Here is a 16,696-nt window from a genome sequence, read left to right as displayed (position 1 = left end):
GCGATCGGTGCCCACCAGGAAGATCGCACGAAGACATCGTCTCATCTACCCATATGGTGTACGCCATGGCGATGATCCTGCTGGTCGAGGACGACCGGAACATCGCGGCCGCCCTCACCCGTGCGCTGACCGACGCCGGTCACGTGGTACGGCCCGCCGGGCACGCCGCCGAGGCGTTGCGGATCGTCAGCACCGAGCGACCGAACCTGGTCATCCTCGATCTCGGGCTGCCCGACATCGACGGTGCCGACGCGCTGCGGATGATCCGTTCGGTGTCCGACGTACCGGTGATCGTGGCGACCGCGCGCCGCTCCGAGACCGACATCATCAGCCTGCTCGGCGCCGGTGCCGACGACTACGTGACCAAGCCGTTCTCCGGTGGGCACATCCTGGCCCGCATCGACGCGGTGCTGCGCCGGGCGCGGCCCACCGCGAACGAGACCCCACCGTCGATCAGCGTGGGCGAGCTGACCATCCGACCCCGGCAACGCCTGGCCGAACTGGGTGGGCAACCGCTGCAACTGACGCGGCGCGAGTTCGACGTGCTGGCGTACTTGGCCGAGCGGGTCGGTCAGGTGGTCAGCCGCCGGGAGCTGATGAACGAGGTCTGGCACCAGGCGCAGATCGGTGAGGAACAGACCATCGACGTGCACATCTCGTGGCTGCGGCGCAAGCTCGGGGAGACGGCCGCCCGGCCGCGCTTCCTGCGCACCGTGCGCGGCGTGGGCGTGATGATGGTCGACCCGCGATGAGGTGGGCGCTGAACCGGCTGGCCATCGCCATCACCTCGATGGTGGCGCTGGCCTTCCTGGTGCCGCTGGCCATCGCCACCGGGCAGATCGCCCGGGACCGGGCCGTCAGCGAGGCCCGCCAGCAGGCCACCGCGCTGGTCACCGTGCTGGGCATGGACGCCGACCCGACGCTGCTCACCAACGCCGTGGCCAGCACCACGGCGGGCAGCGCCGGGAGGCTCGCCGTGCACCTGCCGGATAGCGCGCCGATCGGCAGCACCCACGTCACCGACGCGCAGGTACGCGACGCCGCCGGGGACCGCCGCTCGGTGCTGGCCCCGGCCGGCGACGGTGTCGCGTACCTGCAACCCACCGTGCTCGCCGACGGCCGGACCGTGATCGTCGAGGTGTTCGTGCCGGAGACCGAACTGCGCCGTGGCGTACGGACCGCCTGGTTCGTCCTCGGTGGCCTGGCGATCGTCCTGGTGGCCGGCTCGACGCTGCTCGCCGACCGGCTCGGCGGCCGGCTGGTGCGCGCCACCCGGGACCTGTCCGCGTCGGCTCGGCGGCTCGGCGGCGGTGACCTGACCGCTCGGGCCGAGCCGAACGGCCCCCGGGAACTCCAGGACGCGGCCCGGTCGTTCAACACGATGGCCGACGACCTACGCCTGCTGATGAACCGGGAACGCGAGTTGGCCGCCGACCTCTCCCACCGGCTGCGTACGCCGTTGACCGCACTGCGTCTCGATGCCGAGGCGATGCCGCCAGGCCCGATCGGCGAGCGGATGCGGCAGGCCTGCGACCTGCTCGACGAGGAACTCGACTCGATCATCCGCGGGGTGCGGCGCGGCACCGACGGGCGGGACGGTCAGAGCGCCGACCTGGTGGAGGTGCTCGCCGACCGGTTGGCGTTCTGGTCGGTGCTGGCCGAGGACCAGGAGCGCCCGTGGGAGGTGACCGGCGGCGACGTGCCGGTGGTCCTGCCGATGCCGCGCAGCGAGCTGATCCTGGTGGTGGACGCGATGCTCGGCAACGTCTTCGCGCACACTCCGGACGGCACCGCCTTCCGGGTCAGCGTGTCCCCCGACGGAGTGGTGGTGGACGACGCCGGGCCGGGCATCGCCGACCCGACCCGGGCGGTGCAGCGGGGCGTGAGCGCCGCCGGGTCGACCGGCCTCGGTCTGGACATCGTGCGGCGGGCCGCCGAGACCTCGGGTGGTCACCTGGTGGTCACCCGCAGTCCGCTCGGCGGTGCCCGGGTCGGGATCCTGCTCAGGTCGGTCGACCACGCTCCGGAGCGACTCGGGAGCAGTCACCGGCTTTCATGATCCTTTCCGGAGCCGTTAAGGCTCCTTTATGGAACCGCGCATTAGCGTCCTCGCCGTCACAGCCGCAGCGAGCCGTATGGAGTTCAGATGCGCAGGAAGATCACCTACCCACTGGTGGCCCTCGGCATGGTCGCCTCGACCCTGGCGGTCTCCTCGCCCGCCCAGGCCCACGGATACGTGTCCAACCCGCCGAGCCGACAGGCACTCTGCGCGGCCGGGACGGTCACCGACTGCGGCCCGATCCAGTTCGAGCCGCAGAGCGTCGAGGCGCCCAAGGGGTCCCAGCGGTGCGACGGCGGAGTGGCCCAGTGGTCCGTCCTCTCCGACGAGTCCCGCGACTGGCCGGCCCGCAACGTGGGTAGTTCGGTGACGCTCACCTGGGTACTGACCGCCCGGCACCGCACCGCCGACTGGGAGTACTTCATCGACGGCAACCGGGTCGCCAGGATCGACGAGGGCAACGCCCAGCCGGACGCGACCGTGTCGCACACCATCGACCTGAGCAACTTCCCGGGTCGGCAGCGGCTGCTCGCGGTCTGGAACATCGGCGACACCCCGATGGCCTTCTACAACTGCGTCGACCTGATCGTCGGCGGCGGCGGTGCCGCGCCCGCCCCCCGTCCGACCACGGCCGCGCCCACCGCCGCACCGACCACCACCGCGCCCACCGCCGCACCGACCACCACCGCGCCGACCCGGCCGGGCACCGCGCCGACCACCGCCGCACCGACCAGCGCGGCCCCGCCGCCGGCCGGTGACGCCTGGGCCGCCGGGGTCAGCTACCGCACCGGTGACGTGGTGACGTTCGAGGGCAAGCGGTACGAGTGCCGGCAGGGCCACACCGCGATCAACAGCTGGGAGCCCTCGATCTACACCCTCGCGCTGTGGCTGCCGCTGTGAGGCGCCGACTGGTCGCCGCCGCCCTGGTCGTCCCGTTCCTGCTCGGCGCGTGCAGCTCGCCCGCCGCACAGCCGCCGCCCGTGTCGACGAGTGACACGACGGTCGCCGAGATCACGGCCGGCGACGAGTACAACGACACCGACGTGATGTTCCTGCAGATGTTCGTCCACCATCAGCGGCAGGCCCTGCAGATGACCGCCACCGCGGTGAAGCGGGCCCAGGACCCGGAGCTGAAGACCCTGGCCCAGGCGGTGCAGGTCACCGAGTCCGACGAGCTGTCGATGATCGAGGGCTGGCTCAAGAGCTGGGGCAAGTCCACCGAGGTCGACACCGCGCCCAACCTGCACGCTCACCACGGTGGACTGCCCGGCACCGGACCCGCCGAGATCGAGGCGTTGACGACGGTGAAGGACACCGAGTTCGACTCGGCGTTCCTGAGCCTCTTCCTGGCCCACCAGCACAACGCGATGGAGCTGGCCAACCTGGTCCGCACCGGCGGCGAGAACGCCGAGACCAAGGCCTTCGGCGAACGGGTACGCGCCTCCCGGCAGGGCGGGATCCAGCAGATGCTGAAACTGATGACCAAGTAGTCACCGCGCCCGTCAGAGGCAGTTCGGGGGACGGCCGAGGCACCGGCCGTCCCCCGTACTAACCGGCGGCCACCGGACTCGGCGCTAACCGAGCCGGTCCTGCTCCTGCCGACCGCCCTCGTCGGCATGCTCCGCGCGATCGGGCAGCACCGGTCGACCTCCCGTCGGCCGGTCGCCGTGCCCGCTCATCCGCGTCACCCGGTACCGCCGGTTCAGTTGGTTCGGCCAGCCCAGGAACCTGTCGAACATGTCGGCGGCGCTGCCGGTCTGGCAGGGATCGAGGCGATGCAGGTCGTCGATCGCCTCGTGCAGACAGCCGGCCAGATAGACGAAGAGGTTGACCGGGGCACCCTCGTAGTCGGCCAACAGGGCGAGCTTGCCGCGCGTACACGGCCACGGGTGACCGCAGTGGCGGCACAACCACAGCGGACGCATCGGCGGATGCTCGGCCGGCTCGGCCACGACCTGGTGCGGGGTCGGCGGCGGGAGTTCGTCGGTCATGACCGTGGCCTCACCCGCATATCCACTCCCGCCGACTCGGACGAACGGCGTGCGGCGTACGACCGGTGGTGAGCCGCCGACGCCTCACGCAGTAGGAGGCGCGCACGCGGGACCGGCATTACGAAAAATCCGTCGCCGACCGGACGAGAGCGACCAGCAACAGGGCTGGCGGGGCTGCGGCGAGCCCTGGCACGTCGGCAGGCGGCGTTGTCGTCGTCGGCCATGCCACACCGGCATGGCCTCCTCCTCCGCCTTGCCATCCTCGGCCATGACCCGCCTCGCCTCCACCGCCCTATTGCCGGTCGCTCTAAGCGTCCCCGGCGGTCAGGACCAGGGGGTACGGACCCGGAACGAACTCGCCCGCGCGAACGCCTGCGTACCGTCGGGGAAGTCGATCCAGAACCCGACATCGCGTTCGTGCACCACGAGGTGCGGATAGTTGTGCGAACGCATCGTCACCGAGGCGGCCGTCGCGCCACGTTCGGGACAGAAGGTCGCGTCCTCGCGGAACAACGGGGTGCCCTCGTCCGGGCTCAGGCGCAGGCGCAGGCTCGCGTGCCGCAGGTAACGCCCGTCGGCGCTGCGCAGGGTGACGCAGCCCGGGTCGGCGAGACCTCGACCGACCGTGAAGGTGGCGCGTCGACGGGCCTGGGCACTGCTGGCCCCGGTCACCTCGGCGAGCCCGGCCACGTCACCGTCCACGGTCAGGTACCGGCCCGGTGCCCGTACGGACTCCAACGACCAGGTACCCGGTGGAATGGTCCCGGTCGGCACGGGCGGGCGTACCGCCGTCGGTGACGCGGACGGTGACGCTGACGGGGTGGTGGCCGCCGGAGTCGGGCTGGGACGCGGCGGGGCGGCCGACGACGTCACCGGCGCCGCGACGGCCGGCGGCGGCGCGGGCGCGGGATCCGGCCGGAGCGCGACGCCGGCGGTGGTGCCGGCGATCAGCACCGCCCCGGCGGCGACGCTCGCCACCGGATGCGCCACCACCGCCTGGGTCAACATGCCCAGCAACGAGCCGCCCTGCCCGGCCGTGCCGCCAACGGCAGCCCCACCAGTGACCGCCGTCGCTCCACCGATCGCGGCACCACCGGCGGCCGTCGCTCCACCGACCGTCGTCCCACCGACCGCCACGGCCCCGGCGACGGTGTGCGCCGCCAGGACCGGGGTGCCGCCGGCCGCCCCGGCCAGCAGGCCCTTGGCGATCAACGCGGCGGTCAGGCCGGCCGGCACCGCAAGCGACGCGATGCCCAGCAGCAGCCGCTCGGCGGGCACCCGGTCGACCGCGCCCGCCCCGCAGTACGGGCAGTCGCGGACGTGCCGGGCGATCCGCTTGCGCCACACCGGTGTGGGCTGTCCGTCCCAGCCACCCACCGTCGACGCGAGGTCCGGGCAGCGCGGACGGGCCGACAGCGCCGCGACGATGGTCCGGCCCAGGTCCAGTTGCTCCCGCATCCGGTGCAGGCGCACGCCGACGTGCGCGACCGTCGTGCCGGTGGCGGCGGCGACCTCACCCCGGGTCAGCCGACCGGCGCACTCCTGCCACCAGAGCGCCAGCATCGGCCGGTACGCCGGGTCGAGCCACCGGATCGCCTCCACCACCTGGCGACGCTGGTCCGACACGTGCAGGCGCAGGATCGCCTCGCTCTCCACATCTCCGCCGCCCGGCATCCGGTCCACCGCGTCGACCATGGTGACCCGGTCGACAGCGGCTCGGACCCGGTGCCGGTGACTGGCGATCTGACGTAGCGCGATCGCCACCAGCCAGGAGCGGAAGCTCTCCGGTGCCCGCAGGGTCGGCAGGTCACGGACCACCCGGAGCAGCGTCTCCTGCACCACGTCGTCCACGTCCGGATGCCCGCTCAACGCCCGGCCGACGAGGTTGTAGAGCAACGGAAGGTGCGCCGAGACGAGCTGGTCGCGTGCCGTCCGGTCCCCCGCCTGGGCGGCGACGACCAACGCGGCGTGGTCCGCAGTGATCGTCATACCGCACCGCCTAGGCCGCTTCGTACGGGCGGGTCCCGCCGAGCACGACATCACACGATATCGACTGTCGCCGGTCCATGGCCGGTTTCACGAGGGCGGTCGCGCCGAGTCGGAGTCCGGTTCGGGGCGGGGAGGTTCGCGGTTCTCCTGGAGGGTCCGGGTGACCTGGTCCAGCAACTGTCGCGGATCGGTCCGCCCGGTCACCTGCACCTCCACCTCCGACTCGCCGACCCGCATCCGGACCGTGGCACCGCTGGGCTGCTGGCTGAGCCACGTCTGCAGCAGGGCGAACAACCCGGGCAACAGGCTCTGCGCCACCACCGCGATGATGACGGCCTCACTGAAGCCGGCCCGCCCGCCGGTACGCCCGCTCAGGTCCCGTACCCCGGCTCGGAACTCCGGCCGCCGGTGGATCCAGTCGACGAGCGGAACCTGGGCCGGCTGTCGGAGCGTGGTGATCATCTGAAGCCGGACGGGTTGGCGTCCCGCTGCGGACCCGCCGGTGTTCACTCGTCCACCTCCGGTTGAAAGGTGAGCTCCTCACCGGCGGCGGTGACCATGCCGGTGACCGCGAGCGTGTAGGTGTCGCTGAACTCCTCCTCGCCGAAGTAGGACTCGTAGGTCCCGGTCACCCGCACCTCGCCCCGTTCCTCGTACGGCGTGCTGACCTGCGCCGCCGCCGGGCCGAGCAGGTCGATCTGCGGCGTGGGGTAACTGGTGATCGTCCACGTGATCCCCTTGGCACCCTGGTAGCCGCTCAACCGGAACGGGCAGTCCTGCGGTGCGGCGACGGTCTGCCGCGCACAGCCGTCGAGGTACTCCTTCACCTGCGCGTCGACCGTCGACCGGGCGGCGGGCTTCAACTCGGGCACGACCTGGATCGGCGTCGCGGCACCGGCACCGGGCAGCACGGTGATCTGCTGTGCCGGTGTCTCGCTCAGCGGGCTGGCGGCAGCGGTGACGACGTACACGCCCGGCACGGAGAGTACCGACTGCCCCTCCGGGCCCTCCGGGACCGCCACCCCGTTGACCAGGAGGCCCGGCTGACCGGCGACCGCGTCCAGGCTGGACACACCACCGACGACGTGCCAGCCCCGGAAGATGCCCGCCGTCGACCCGTCGTCCCGACGCAGCGTCAGCTCGGCCTCCATGCGCTCCTCGCCGAGCCGGAACGAGACCGTCGCGGTCGCGTCGTCCTCCTCCCGCTCGATCGCCGTGACGTCGACGTCGGAGGGCGGCTGGTAGTCGGCCGACTCGACCATCCTGCCGAGCAGGTCGTCGCCGCGCACCGCCGCCTCGACCTCCGGGCTCAGCCATCCGGCCAGGTCGTCCACGTCCCGGTCCGCAAGCGCCGAGAAGTACCCGTCGACGGCGGTCACCGGCCGGAAGAAGCCCCACTGCACGACCCCGAGCAGGCTGGAGACCAGGCAGAGCGACAACAGGACGGCGGCACCGATGAGGGCCGGTCGCCGGACGCTGACCGGGTCGTCGCCACCGAAGAGTTCTGCCGGCGCGACCACCCGCCTCGGTGGCGTCTCGGTGTCCGGGACGTCGCCTGCGGCCTGGACCTGCTCCAGCCGGTCCAGGCGCAGCTCGTTCGGCGGGTGCTCGGCGCAGACGGCCTCGTCCCAGCCACTGCGCCCGCTCTCGAACGACCGGCGACGCTCCAGGACGGCCCGCAGACCGTCGGCGTGCCCCGCCGCCACCGCGCCGAGGTCCGCCCGGTACTCCGCCGCCCGCACGTCGGCGCGGTGCAGCGGCTGCACCAGGTACTTCATGGTCAGCAGGACCGGCCAGAAGAAGAGGAAGACGAACAGATTCGTGGCCGGGTGCGGAAACCTGCGCATCAGCCAGGTGGGCACCGCGTGCACCAGGACCAGGGGCAGCCCGACACCCCGGACGAAGGCCGAGGTGATCTCGTCACCGGTGCGCCAGTGCACCAGCTCGTGGCTGAGCAGTGCGGCGATCTCCTCGGGCGAGTCGGTGAGCAGACCGGTGGTGACCACGACGTGCCGGGCGTACGCGCGCGCGTTCGTGCTGACGAGATCGTCTTCGACCAGCAGTCGCGGCACATTCGGCAGACCGAGCCGCTGCGCGCAATCGTGCAGGATCGGGAGAATCAGATCGCGTTCCCGTCGACTGAGCTCACGGGCGCCCGACACCCGCAACAATCGGTGCTCCAGCAACACCCGGTAGAGCGTGTAGAGAAGGCCCAGCACGATGGCCGCGCCCACCATTCCGACCAGTTGGGCCAGCAGGGAGACGAGACCGTCCACCTCGTTGAACCGGAGGACCGGAACGATCAGCAGACCGATCAGGAATGCGATGGCCGCGCCGACGAAAGCGCCGATCGGGCCACCGGACTGCTGGAGGAAGGAATCGATCAGGCCACCGATGATCGGGGCGTCGCGTACCGCGTGCGGCACCTGGTCGGCGACCATCCCGCCGCCGGTGAACGCGAGCGTGAGTGCGGCGACCGTTGCGCTCACCACCGCGGTGAACAACGCCACCGGCACGTAGAGCCAGGCCGCGAGGAAGGCACCCAGGACGCCGCGCCAGTCCCGCAGGATGCCGACCCGCAGCCAGACGACGGCGTTCGGATAGCCGGGCGGACGGTTGGCCAGCCGGCCCCCGCCAGGGTCGGATCGAGCCCCCTCGCCGACGGACGCGCGCAGTGGAGACGGCGGTGGCAGTGGAGAGGGCGGTGGCAGTGGCGGTGACGTCGAAGGGGAAGAAGTGTCGGCAATCTGATTCTGCTGATCGCCGTAAGGCTGCGCCGCATCGGGATCGTGCTGCTGCACGGAAACTCCTCCACGAGGCCGAACAGGGCAAAGGGCGACCCGGCACCCATCGGAGAATTGTTTCCTCGGGAGGCCGCCGGGCCATGAATCAGTCGGGAGACGTAGCGGGGTAGGCGCAGACCCTACTCCGGTCTATGCCTGCCGCGCCACCCCGTTTACTCCGCCCCTTAATCCACCGGATGCGGCAATTCGACATCTGCGTCGATGATTTACCCGCGCGAGCGCCGGCAAAGATGGAACTTCCACGGATCACCACCGGGTCGCGGCGCAGTTCCCCGGCCCGGCCGCACGCCCCTCAGTGCCCGGTACGGCCGATCGGGTCGACGGTGATCGGCACGCCGGTCAGCCGTTCGCTCTCCGTCCACAGCCGCGCCGCCACCGCCACGTCCAGCGCCCGCGCGCTGCGGCCGGCCCGCACCGGCGGACCGGAGTTCTCCATCCGGTGCGCCGGCCCCCAGTAGCTGCCGCTCTCCGCCCCCGGGTCGGTCGCGGCCCGCAACGTCGGTAGCACCCCGTCGTCGAGCTTCATCGCCACGTACCGCCCGACGGCGTTGACGACGTCGACGAACCGGTCCCGGCCCTGGCTGTGACCGGTGTACGTCCACCCCGGATGGGCAGCGGTCACCCGCACCGGCGCACCCGCGCTCAGCCGACGGTCCAACTCCAGCGCGAAGAGCAACACGGCGAGCTTGCTCTGCGCGTACGCGGCGAACCGCCCGTAGCGCCGCCGCTCCCAGTTCAGATCGTCGAAGTCGATCCGCCCGGTGCGGTACGCGTTGCTGGCCACCGCGACCACCCGGGACCCCTCGGTCGCCAGCAGCGCCGGAAGCAACCGACCGGTCAGCGCGAAGTGCCCGAGGTGGTTCACCCCGAGCTGGGACTCGAAGCCCTGCCGGGTACGCCGCAGCGGCGGATACATCACACCCGCGTTGTTGACCAGCAGGTCCAGCCGGTCGTGCTCGGCCCGGTACGCGGCGGCGAACTCGGCGACCGAGTCGAGATCCGCCAGGTCCAGCCGGATACACCGCACCTCGGCCGCCGGGAACTGCGCACGGATCCGCGTCACGGCCGCCTCGCCCTTACCCTGGTCACGGCAGGCCAGCACCACCCGCGCACCCCGACCCACCAGCAGCCGGGCGGTCTCCAGCCCGAGACCGGTGTTGGCGCCGGTGACGATCGCGGTACGACCCCGCTGGTCGGGAACATCGTCGTACGTCCAGCGCCTCATCCGTCACCCCTCGGCCCACCGCCGACGACCGGCATCGCAGGCGTGACAAGGCTTACCGCGTACCGCCGTCCCGTCAAGCGCGGTCGGCGTCGGTGGGCTGTGGCAGGGTTCTGTCCGTGCCCGACCACCACGCCCTGCTGGCCCGGATCACCGCTCGGATCCGTGCGGACGACATCGCCGACGACCTGCCGGCACCCCTGTCTCCGGACGCCATCGCCCGCGCCGAGCAGCGGCTCGGCTTCCGCCTGCACCCGCTGCTCGCACAGCTCTACGGCGAACTGGCCAACGGTGGCTTCGGCCCCGACTACCAACTGCTCGGCCTGGTCGACGGAGCCGACGGCGACCAGGCCGTCGACATCTACCTCACCGCCCGCACCGACGACGCCGGTACGGAATGGGCCTGGCCCGAAGGAGTCCTGCCCATCCTCGACTGGGGCTGCGGCATGTACGCCTGTGTGGACTGTCGATCCGTCGACGGCACCGTGCTGCTCTTCGAACCCAACCCGGGCGACCCCGACGCCGCCTGGTACGTCGACTCGCCGAGCCTGCATGCCTGGCTCACCCACTACGTCGAGGACACCGGGTGGTGGAACGCGGCGGAGGCGGGCGAGGACCCCGGCGACATGTCCCTCTGGGACGAGGCCCGCGCCCGCGCCGCCGACTGAGCCGGGCAGGGGACGTCGCGCGTGTCCCCTGCCCGTCACGTTGCGATCCTGCTCAGCTCAGGCAGTCTCGTTCAGGCGCTGACGCAGCTCGGTCGGCAGCTTCAGGTCGGCCGCCGCCAGGCACTCGTCGAGTTGCGCCACCGAGCTGACCCCGACGATCGGCACGATCGCCGGCTCTCCGCCCATCAGCCAGCTCAACACCACCTGGTTCGGGGTGGCGTCCACCTCGGCCGCCACCTCCCCCAGCACCCGCAGCCGACGCTCGGTGCCCGGGTGCGCGTAGTGCTCCGGCAACGGCTTGTCCGCCCGGGTGTAGGTGCCCCACAACAGCGTGCTGTACGCGAACATGGTCAGATCGCGACTGCGTACCAGGTCCAGCAGCTCGTCACCGGCGTGCACGTGCCCGCCCTCCGGCAGCACGGTCGCCGGACGCGGCAGCAGATACGAGTAGCGCTGCTGGACCACCGTGTACGGCGTCCAGCCCCGCGCCGAGGCCAACGCCCGCGTCTCGGCCAGCCGCCAGGCGGCGTGGTTGCTGGCGCCCAGCGCCCGTACCCTGCCCTCGGTCACCGCCTCGTGGAACGTGGCCAGGGTCTCCTCGTCGGAGGTCTCGCGGTCCTCCCGGTGGGCGTAGTAGACGTCGAGATGGTCGACGCCGAGCCGCTTCAGCGAGCCGGCGAGCTGCTCCCGGATCACCGACGCGCCGAGTCCCTCGGCCCCACCGTCGGCTCCCAGCCCGGAGCCGACCTTCGACGCCAGCACCAGGTCGTCCCGGTTGCCCCGGCTGGCCAACCATCGACCCAGCACCGCCTCGCTCTCGCCACCGGACCCACCGGGCACCCAGAACGAGTAGCAGTTCGCGGTGTCGATGGTGGTGCCACCGGCCTCGACGAACCGGTCCAGGATCGCGAACGAGGTCGGCTCGTCGATCTCGGTCCCGAAGGGCATGGCACCGAGACACATTTGGCTGACCTTCATTCCCGAGCCACCGGACAGTTCACGTTGCCGCATCGTTCCTCCAGAGATGGGCGGGATCCGTCGCCCAAGCATAGGAACCACACCCGAGTCTCATTCGCGGACGAGGCCGTAGGCTCGGTGCATGGCCGAGACGTCGAGCGGGCCCGCCCCCTCCTACCTCGCCGGCCTCACACGCGTACGCGCCGCTGCCGGCATCGTCCTGCGGGACGAGGTCGGTCGGGTGTTGGTGGTCTGCCCGACATACCAGGACGCGCGGGAGATCCCCGGCGGGGCGGTGGAACCGGACGAGTCCCCGGCGGAGGCGTGCGCCCGCGAGGTCAGGGAGGAACTGGGTCTCTCGATCGCCACCGGAGAGCTGCTCTGCGTCGACTGGGTGCCGCCGAGCCCGCCGTGGGATGGCGGCCTCATGTTCGTCTTCGACGGCGGGACACTCACCACGGAGCAGATCGCGGCGATCCGCTTGTGCCCCGCCGAGGTCAGCCGCATCGAGTTCGTCGAGCCGGAGCGAATCGGCGAGGTGCTCATCCCCCGGCTGGCCCGACGGGTCGCCGCAGCGATCGCCGCCATCGGATACGGCGGCGTCTATCTGGAGGACGGCGTCGAGCTAGGTCTCACCGGTCCACGCGCTACCCGGCTTTGCCCGTTTGCGCCAAACCGATGTGTTCCCTAGTCCACTCTGAGCGCGCCGGTCCATGGCGGCCGAGCACCCAGGGAGCACCACCGTGACGCGCCTCGGGTGGGCTGTCGGCGTGACGTCGTCCGTTGGTGCGAGTGACGTGCCCGGGTGCTTGCCACGGCCTACCCGGGCCAGTTGGCAAGGTAGTCGTCAAACGGGACATCGTCAGGCCGCAGGCCGCCGATCTCGACGTAACCGTCGATGTCTCTGTCGTATGGTGGGCCAACGACGATCGGCATCTCATGCGTCGAGTGGTGGGCTAGAAACCGCCAGGCCGCCCGGTTGAGCACCGGCTGCCGGGAGTTGGCGGGAGTCTCTGGACCACCACGGTGGAAGAACAGCACCCGACCGCCGGCACCACGTACCGCCTGCCCCAAGCAGAGCCGTTCCCGACAACGGAAACAGGCCAGGTAACCGGTCTTCGACACATCCCACCCGTCACTCGAGTAGTCGGCGAAAGAGTCCTCTGGCCAGCCAGCCAGATAGTCGCTGAACTCGATATCATCCGGCTCGTCGCCGCCGATCATGGCTGGCGGCCCGGGTGGCTCCCACATCTCGTCGTACTCCAGCTGAGAGTCGTAAATCACCTGCAACTGGTGGCCGGCATGCTCAGCGAAGATCCTCCACAACGCCCCCGACATCTCCCGCGACTGACTGTGGTTGGGCGCACTCGGATGCGCGTAGGCGAAGTAGATGATGTCGTCCCACGAATGCCGTACGGGCTTGCCGAGGACAAGCTGGGCCCGTCGACACAGGCAGAACAAGCTGGCGTCTATCCCCACAGGTCGTCCCCCGTTCAGCCCGGCACGCCCATGCCGCGCGCGCCCGGCATCCACAAACCGAGCGGCCTTCCGTCCGGAGACCGAAACGCCACCCACATGTTCTGATAGGCCGCCAGCCGCGCATCGGAGCGGTTGCCCCAGAAGCCCTTCATCATGCCCTCCACGGCCGCCGCATCGACACCGGGCGCTACCTGGACCAGCAGCTCTCCTTCATATTTCATGGTCGGCGCCGCGGCACGGAGTCGGTTCGGAAACTGGTTGGGCTTGCCGGCGAACGTCTTGACCTGGCGTCCCAGCATCAGCTTGCCCGACGCGTCATAGAACAACACGTCGTACCCCTGGACGTTGTCCCCCGCCACCTTCGGCGTTGTCCCGGACGGCCCGTAGAGGGCAAGCTCCGCGTTCTTTCGCGTCAGCGGCGGGCCGGCCTGCTTGGAGTGCTCGGCAACCAAAGAGTCGATCGCCGCCTGTAGGTCGACACCGGAAAGGGCGAGCACTCCTCCGCAGCCGCCACACGCCGCATACGCACGCCGGGTATTGCGGGCAAGCACCTCGACGGGATTGACCGGCGCGGCCTCGGGCTCAACCGAGGCCGCCTCGCTGGGCGCTGGCGCTGCGGTCGCTGGCGATGGGCTCAGTCCGGCCGGTGGTGGTGTGCCGCTATCTGTGCCGCAACCGGCCAGCACAACCGACAACACCACCGCAAGAAACGCACTCATCCCCGTACGCGATGACATGTGATCCTCCCCCGGTCGCCCAAGAGCCTAGTCAACATCCATCGATCCATGTGTTGGAAGACGATGCAGCACGACCAACATGGACGGAGCCGACGACGGTTCCCCTCGACGCGGCAGCCACGCCCGGCTCTGACTCAGCACACCGGATCTCGAACACAGCCAAACGTCGGCTGGCGACCGTCGGTCGAGCCATGTCCTGCTGCGCTCTCGGCACCTAGAGTGGTGCGGTGCTGGCCCTCGGCGTCGACCTCGCAGTGGCGGACAAGCGCACAGAGCTGGCCGCGATCGAATGGCTGCCGAAGTGACAAGGCGATCAGCGTGTTTCTCGGCTTCGATCAGCCCTCGGCGCGGACGATGATGTTCAGGGCCTCGACGGTTTGACGGGCGAGATCAGGAATTTGATCCTCACCGAGGACGACGCCTTTCAGGTTGTCCAACGGTGTCCTCAGGTCATGCAATCGGCTGCCCCGCAGATCGGCACCGTCGAGGCGGCAGGATTCCAACTCCAGGTGCCTCAGATCGCAGGAACGCAGGGCGACGCCGGGCAGGCGGCAGGACGACCAGTTGCCGTGTCCGAAGGTGCAGTCGGTGAAGGCCACCGAACCGGCGGCACTGACGCGGTTCAGGGTGGCGTTGTCGAACCGGCAGTTGTCGAACAGGACGTCTTTGAGGCGGACGTCGACGAGCCGGCTACCGGTGAACCGGGATCCCGTGAACGCGCACCGTTCGATGCTGATGTCGGTGAGGATCACCGGGCCGAGGACTGTCCGTTGCGGAGGGACGTGCGATGGCTCCGGTGACGACCTGGACCGGCCGGGAGGCGAACGCGCTGCGCAATGCGCTGCGGATGAGCGTGACCGCCTTCGCCGAGCACTTAGGCGCGGCCCGACGGACCGTGGCCAAGTGGAGCAACAGGGCGACGAGGCCCTGCTGGCGACGCGCACCTGCGGTGCAACCGTGAACACCAAGCTGCCGAATGCCGGTGTGGAAACGGATACTGGCGATGACGGACAGGGTGACTCGGGCTCGGATGGTGACGTGCGACGAAGAGATCTGCTACGCGGGGCGACGATCGGCGTCGGCGCTGCGCCCGGCGTGGCGCCACTACTCGACGCCCTCGTCTCGCCACGCGTTCCGAACGCGGTGACGCTGTCCGCTCAACAGTTCTCCCGCGCCGTGGCCGCAGCGAAGATCGACTACCAAGCCTGCCGGTACGAACGCGCCCTCGACCAGCTCGTAACGCTGCTGTCCGCACTCGAACCCGCCAGAGCCAGCGCGCAGGGCGAACAGAGAAGGCATATCGAAGTCCTGGCAACGGACCTCTACCACGTCGTCGGCAGCGTCCTGCTCAAGGTCGGCGACCGAGGCATGGCCCTGGTCGCGGCCGAGCGCAGCACCCGAGCCGCTGCGACGAGTGCGGAGCCGGTCGCGCTCGCCACCAGTGCCCGGATCATGACTCACGCCCTGATGAGCAACGGCCACGACAAGCAGGCAGTGACCCTTGCCGGCAACGCAGCCGGTGTGCTCGACCGGGACACGCGCCTCGCGTCGACTGAAGCGGTAGCCGTCTATGGCGCCCTCGTCCTCCGAGGTGCCGTCGCCGCCGCCCGCAACGACGACCGTGATACCGCGCAAGCGATGCTCGATGAAGCGAGCCGCGTCGCCGCCCGACTCGGCTACGACGGCAACGACCGGTGGACCGGGTTCGGTGCCGCCAACGTGCTGTTTCACCGGGTCAATGTCGCCCTGACCCTCGGCGACGCCGGAACGGCTATCGGCATCGCGCGCACCGTACCCCTGGACAAGGTGACGATCGCCGAACGCAAAGCCTCGCTGTACGTCGATGTCGCCCGCGCCTACACCCAGTGGGGACGTCACGAGCACAGCCTGAGCGCGCTGCGCACCGCGTACGAGGTGGCACCCGAGGCGATCCGCTGCCGCCCAGCCGTTCAGCGCATCGCCACCGACCTGGCGCTCCTTGCCAAGGGCTCGGCCCGCACCGCCGTCGTCGACTTTGCACGAGGGGCCGGGATCCCGCTATGACCGGCGGCCACCTCCAGATCGTCGTCTGCGCTGCTGGCCCCGCCGCCGACGTGACCCAACTGATCAGCGCCGCGCAGAAGCACTCCTGGACGACCGCCGTCACCGCCACGCCCAACGGCCTCGACTTCATCGACGTACCTGCGATCGAGGAGTTGACCGGCGTCGCCGTGCGCTCCAGCTACCGAGTGCCCTCCGGCCGCCGCTCACCACCCGTCGTCGACGCCTTGGTCATCGCACCCGCGACATACAACTCGATCAACAAGATCGCCCTCGGTCTCGCCGACAACTACGCCATGACCGCAGTCGCCGAACTGATCGGACGGCAGATAACGACCGTCATCGTCCCTTCGTCAACGCCGCCCTCGCCACGCGCCTACCCTTCCGTCGCGCCGTCACCAGCCTCCGCGACGAAGGGGTACACATCCTCCTCGGCCCGAAGACCGCTGGGAACCACACCCGCCCGGTAGCGGAGCCGAGCGGCAGCAAGCCTTCCCCTGGACGGGGGCGTTCGACACTGCAACCCGAGGCCCGCTCGGCAGGTCCGCGAGAGGCAGCAGTGACCATCGCTGAACCACTTCAGGGGCCCGAGGCGGGGGCGCAGTTCAGCGTCCGGTTAGTACTCCAACGTCACTTCGCCTGTCTGCGCTGGTAATGGGATCGTCGGGCTTGGGCTTGGGATGTTCGCCGCCAGTATGACCAGTGCAGGGTGTGCTCCGGTGGTAGTGCCATGGTGAGGACGAAGGCGTT

Annotated in this window: 13 protein-coding genes and 4 pseudogenes; 8 read left to right on the top strand and 9 right to left on the bottom strand. The window is 70.4% G+C overall.

Annotated features, from left to right (window positions below; all coding sequences use genetic code 11):
* Positions 1 to 65: 65 nt before the first annotated feature.
* From ACZ31C_RS16140 to ACZ31C_RS16125, 4 genes are all read left to right on the top strand, one after another.
* Positions 66 to 752 carry a response regulator transcription factor gene (locus ACZ31C_RS16140; RefSeq protein ID WP_465795968.1) on the top strand — a complete coding sequence of 229 codons (687 nt, stop codon included), beginning with the start codon at positions 66 to 68 and terminating at the stop codon, positions 750 to 752.
* Positions 749 to 2,059, top strand: coding sequence for a sensor histidine kinase (locus tag ACZ31C_RS16135; protein ID WP_465795967.1), 1,311 nt, complete (start codon positions 749 to 751; stop codon positions 2,057 to 2,059). Before ACZ31C_RS16140 ends, ACZ31C_RS16135 begins: the two co-directional genes overlap by 4 nt.
* 87 nt (positions 2,060 to 2,146) lie before the next feature.
* Positions 2,147 to 2,959 carry a lytic polysaccharide monooxygenase gene (locus ACZ31C_RS16130; protein WP_465795966.1) on the top strand — a complete coding sequence of 271 codons (813 nt, stop codon included), beginning with the start codon at positions 2,147 to 2,149 and terminating at the stop codon, positions 2,957 to 2,959.
* Positions 2,944 to 3,549: a DUF305 domain-containing protein gene (locus ACZ31C_RS16125; protein WP_396749382.1), complete on the top strand. Its 606-nt coding sequence runs from the start codon at positions 2,944 to 2,946 to the stop codon at positions 3,547 to 3,549. The genes ACZ31C_RS16130 and ACZ31C_RS16125 overlap by 16 nt, the downstream gene beginning before the upstream one ends.
* Positions 3,550 to 3,741: 192 nt before the next feature.
* On the opposite strand, the pseudogene ACZ31C_RS16120 reads toward ACZ31C_RS16125, so the two are convergent.
* From ACZ31C_RS16120 to ACZ31C_RS16100, 5 genes and pseudogenes are all read right to left on the bottom strand, one after another.
* Positions 3,742 to 4,050: pseudogene (locus tag ACZ31C_RS16120) on the bottom strand (hypothetical protein); the annotation flags it as partial.
* 324 nt (positions 4,051 to 4,374) lie between these two features.
* Positions 4,375 to 6,039 carry a sigma-70 family RNA polymerase sigma factor gene (locus ACZ31C_RS16115; RefSeq protein ID WP_465795965.1) on the bottom strand — a complete coding sequence of 555 codons (1,665 nt, stop codon included), beginning with the start codon at positions 6,037 to 6,039 and terminating at the stop codon, positions 4,375 to 4,377.
* A gap of 87 nt (positions 6,040 to 6,126) precedes the next feature.
* Positions 6,127 to 6,549 carry an effector-associated constant component EACC1 gene (locus tag ACZ31C_RS16110; protein WP_465795964.1) on the bottom strand — a complete coding sequence of 141 codons (423 nt, stop codon included), beginning with the start codon at positions 6,547 to 6,549 and terminating at the stop codon, positions 6,127 to 6,129.
* On the bottom strand, positions 6,546 to 8,840 hold the full coding sequence (locus ACZ31C_RS16105) for a M48 family metalloprotease (protein ID WP_465795963.1): 2,295 nt from the start codon (positions 8,838 to 8,840) through the stop codon (positions 6,546 to 6,548). The genes ACZ31C_RS16110 and ACZ31C_RS16105 overlap by 4 nt, the downstream gene beginning before the upstream one ends.
* Before the next feature lie 295 nt (positions 8,841 to 9,135).
* Complete coding sequence (locus ACZ31C_RS16100) at positions 9,136 to 10,068, bottom strand: oxidoreductase (protein WP_465795962.1); 933 nt, start codon at positions 10,066 to 10,068, stop codon at positions 9,136 to 9,138.
* Positions 10,069 to 10,184: 116 nt separating this feature from the next.
* Here ACZ31C_RS16100 and ACZ31C_RS16095 point away from each other — a divergent pair, with 116 nt between their 5' ends.
* Positions 10,185 to 10,733, top strand: coding sequence for an SMI1/KNR4 family protein (locus ACZ31C_RS16095; RefSeq protein WP_465795961.1), 549 nt, complete (start codon positions 10,185 to 10,187; stop codon positions 10,731 to 10,733).
* Between the two features lie 57 nt (positions 10,734 to 10,790).
* On the opposite strand, the gene ACZ31C_RS16090 is transcribed toward ACZ31C_RS16095, so the two are convergent.
* On the bottom strand, positions 10,791 to 11,696 hold the full coding sequence (locus tag ACZ31C_RS16090) for an aldo/keto reductase (protein WP_465796231.1): 906 nt from the start codon (positions 11,694 to 11,696) through the stop codon (positions 10,791 to 10,793).
* 136 nt (positions 11,697 to 11,832) lie between these two features.
* Between ACZ31C_RS16090 and ACZ31C_RS16085 the strand changes: the two genes are divergently transcribed.
* Positions 11,833 to 12,381 carry an NUDIX domain-containing protein gene (locus ACZ31C_RS16085; protein WP_465795960.1) on the top strand — a complete coding sequence of 183 codons (549 nt, stop codon included), beginning with the start codon at positions 11,833 to 11,835 and terminating at the stop codon, positions 12,379 to 12,381.
* 128 nt (positions 12,382 to 12,509) lie between these two features.
* Here ACZ31C_RS16085 and ACZ31C_RS16080 read toward each other — a convergent pair whose 3' ends face one another.
* The 3 genes and pseudogenes from ACZ31C_RS16080 to ACZ31C_RS16070 form a co-directional block, all read right to left on the bottom strand.
* Positions 12,510 to 13,169, bottom strand: a complete 660-nt coding sequence (locus ACZ31C_RS16080; protein WP_465795959.1) for a hypothetical protein — start codon at positions 13,167 to 13,169, stop codon at positions 12,510 to 12,512.
* Positions 13,170 to 13,183: 14 nt separating this feature from the next.
* Positions 13,184 to 13,888: a hypothetical protein gene (locus ACZ31C_RS16075; RefSeq protein ID WP_465795958.1), complete on the bottom strand. Its 705-nt coding sequence runs from the start codon at positions 13,886 to 13,888 to the stop codon at positions 13,184 to 13,186.
* 353 nt (positions 13,889 to 14,241) lie between these two features.
* Positions 14,242 to 14,676: pseudogene (locus tag ACZ31C_RS16070) on the bottom strand (pentapeptide repeat-containing protein); the annotation flags it as partial.
* A gap of 17 nt (positions 14,677 to 14,693) precedes the next feature.
* On the opposite strand from ACZ31C_RS16070, the pseudogene ACZ31C_RS16065 reads away from it, so the two are divergent.
* Together ACZ31C_RS16065 and ACZ31C_RS16060 are read left to right on the top strand one after the other, a co-directional pair.
* Positions 14,694 to 15,949, top strand: a pseudogene (locus ACZ31C_RS16065) (hypothetical protein).
* Positions 15,946 to 16,519: pseudogene (locus ACZ31C_RS16060) on the top strand (flavoprotein). Before ACZ31C_RS16065 ends, ACZ31C_RS16060 begins: the two co-directional pseudogenes overlap by 4 nt.
* The last annotated feature ends 177 nt before the right edge of the window (positions 16,520 to 16,696 follow it).

This window comes from Micromonospora sp. NPDC023869 (assembly GCF_055559695.1).
The sequence above is the reverse complement of the archived record's forward strand: the minus strand, read 5'-3'. Positions and strand labels throughout refer to the sequence as shown.

Excerpts from the sequence above, each read along its gene's own strand:
- ACZ31C_RS16090 (WP_465796231.1), bottom strand. The coding sequence starts at position 11,696 with ATGTGTCTCGGTGCCATGCCCTTCGGGACCGAGATCGACGAGCCGACC.
- ACZ31C_RS16135 (WP_465795967.1), top strand. The coding sequence starts at position 749 with ATGAGGTGGGCGCTGAACCGGCTGGCCATCGCCATCACCTCGATGGTG.
- ACZ31C_RS16130 (WP_465795966.1), top strand. The coding sequence starts at position 2,147 with ATGCGCAGGAAGATCACCTACCCACTGGTGGCCCTCGGCATGGTCGCC.
- ACZ31C_RS16140 (WP_465795968.1), top strand. The coding sequence starts at position 66 with ATGGCGATGATCCTGCTGGTCGAGGACGACCGGAACATCGCGGCCGCC.
- ACZ31C_RS16085 (WP_465795960.1), top strand. The coding sequence starts at position 11,833 with ATGGCCGAGACGTCGAGCGGGCCCGCCCCCTCCTACCTCGCCGGCCTC.
- ACZ31C_RS16075 (WP_465795958.1), bottom strand. The coding sequence starts at position 13,888 with ATGAGTGCGTTTCTTGCGGTGGTGTTGTCGGTTGTGCTGGCCGGTTGC.
- ACZ31C_RS16115 (WP_465795965.1), bottom strand. The coding sequence starts at position 6,039 with ATGACGATCACTGCGGACCACGCCGCGTTGGTCGTCGCCGCCCAGGCG.
- ACZ31C_RS16100 (WP_465795962.1), bottom strand. The coding sequence starts at position 10,068 with ATGAGGCGCTGGACGTACGACGATGTTCCCGACCAGCGGGGTCGTACC.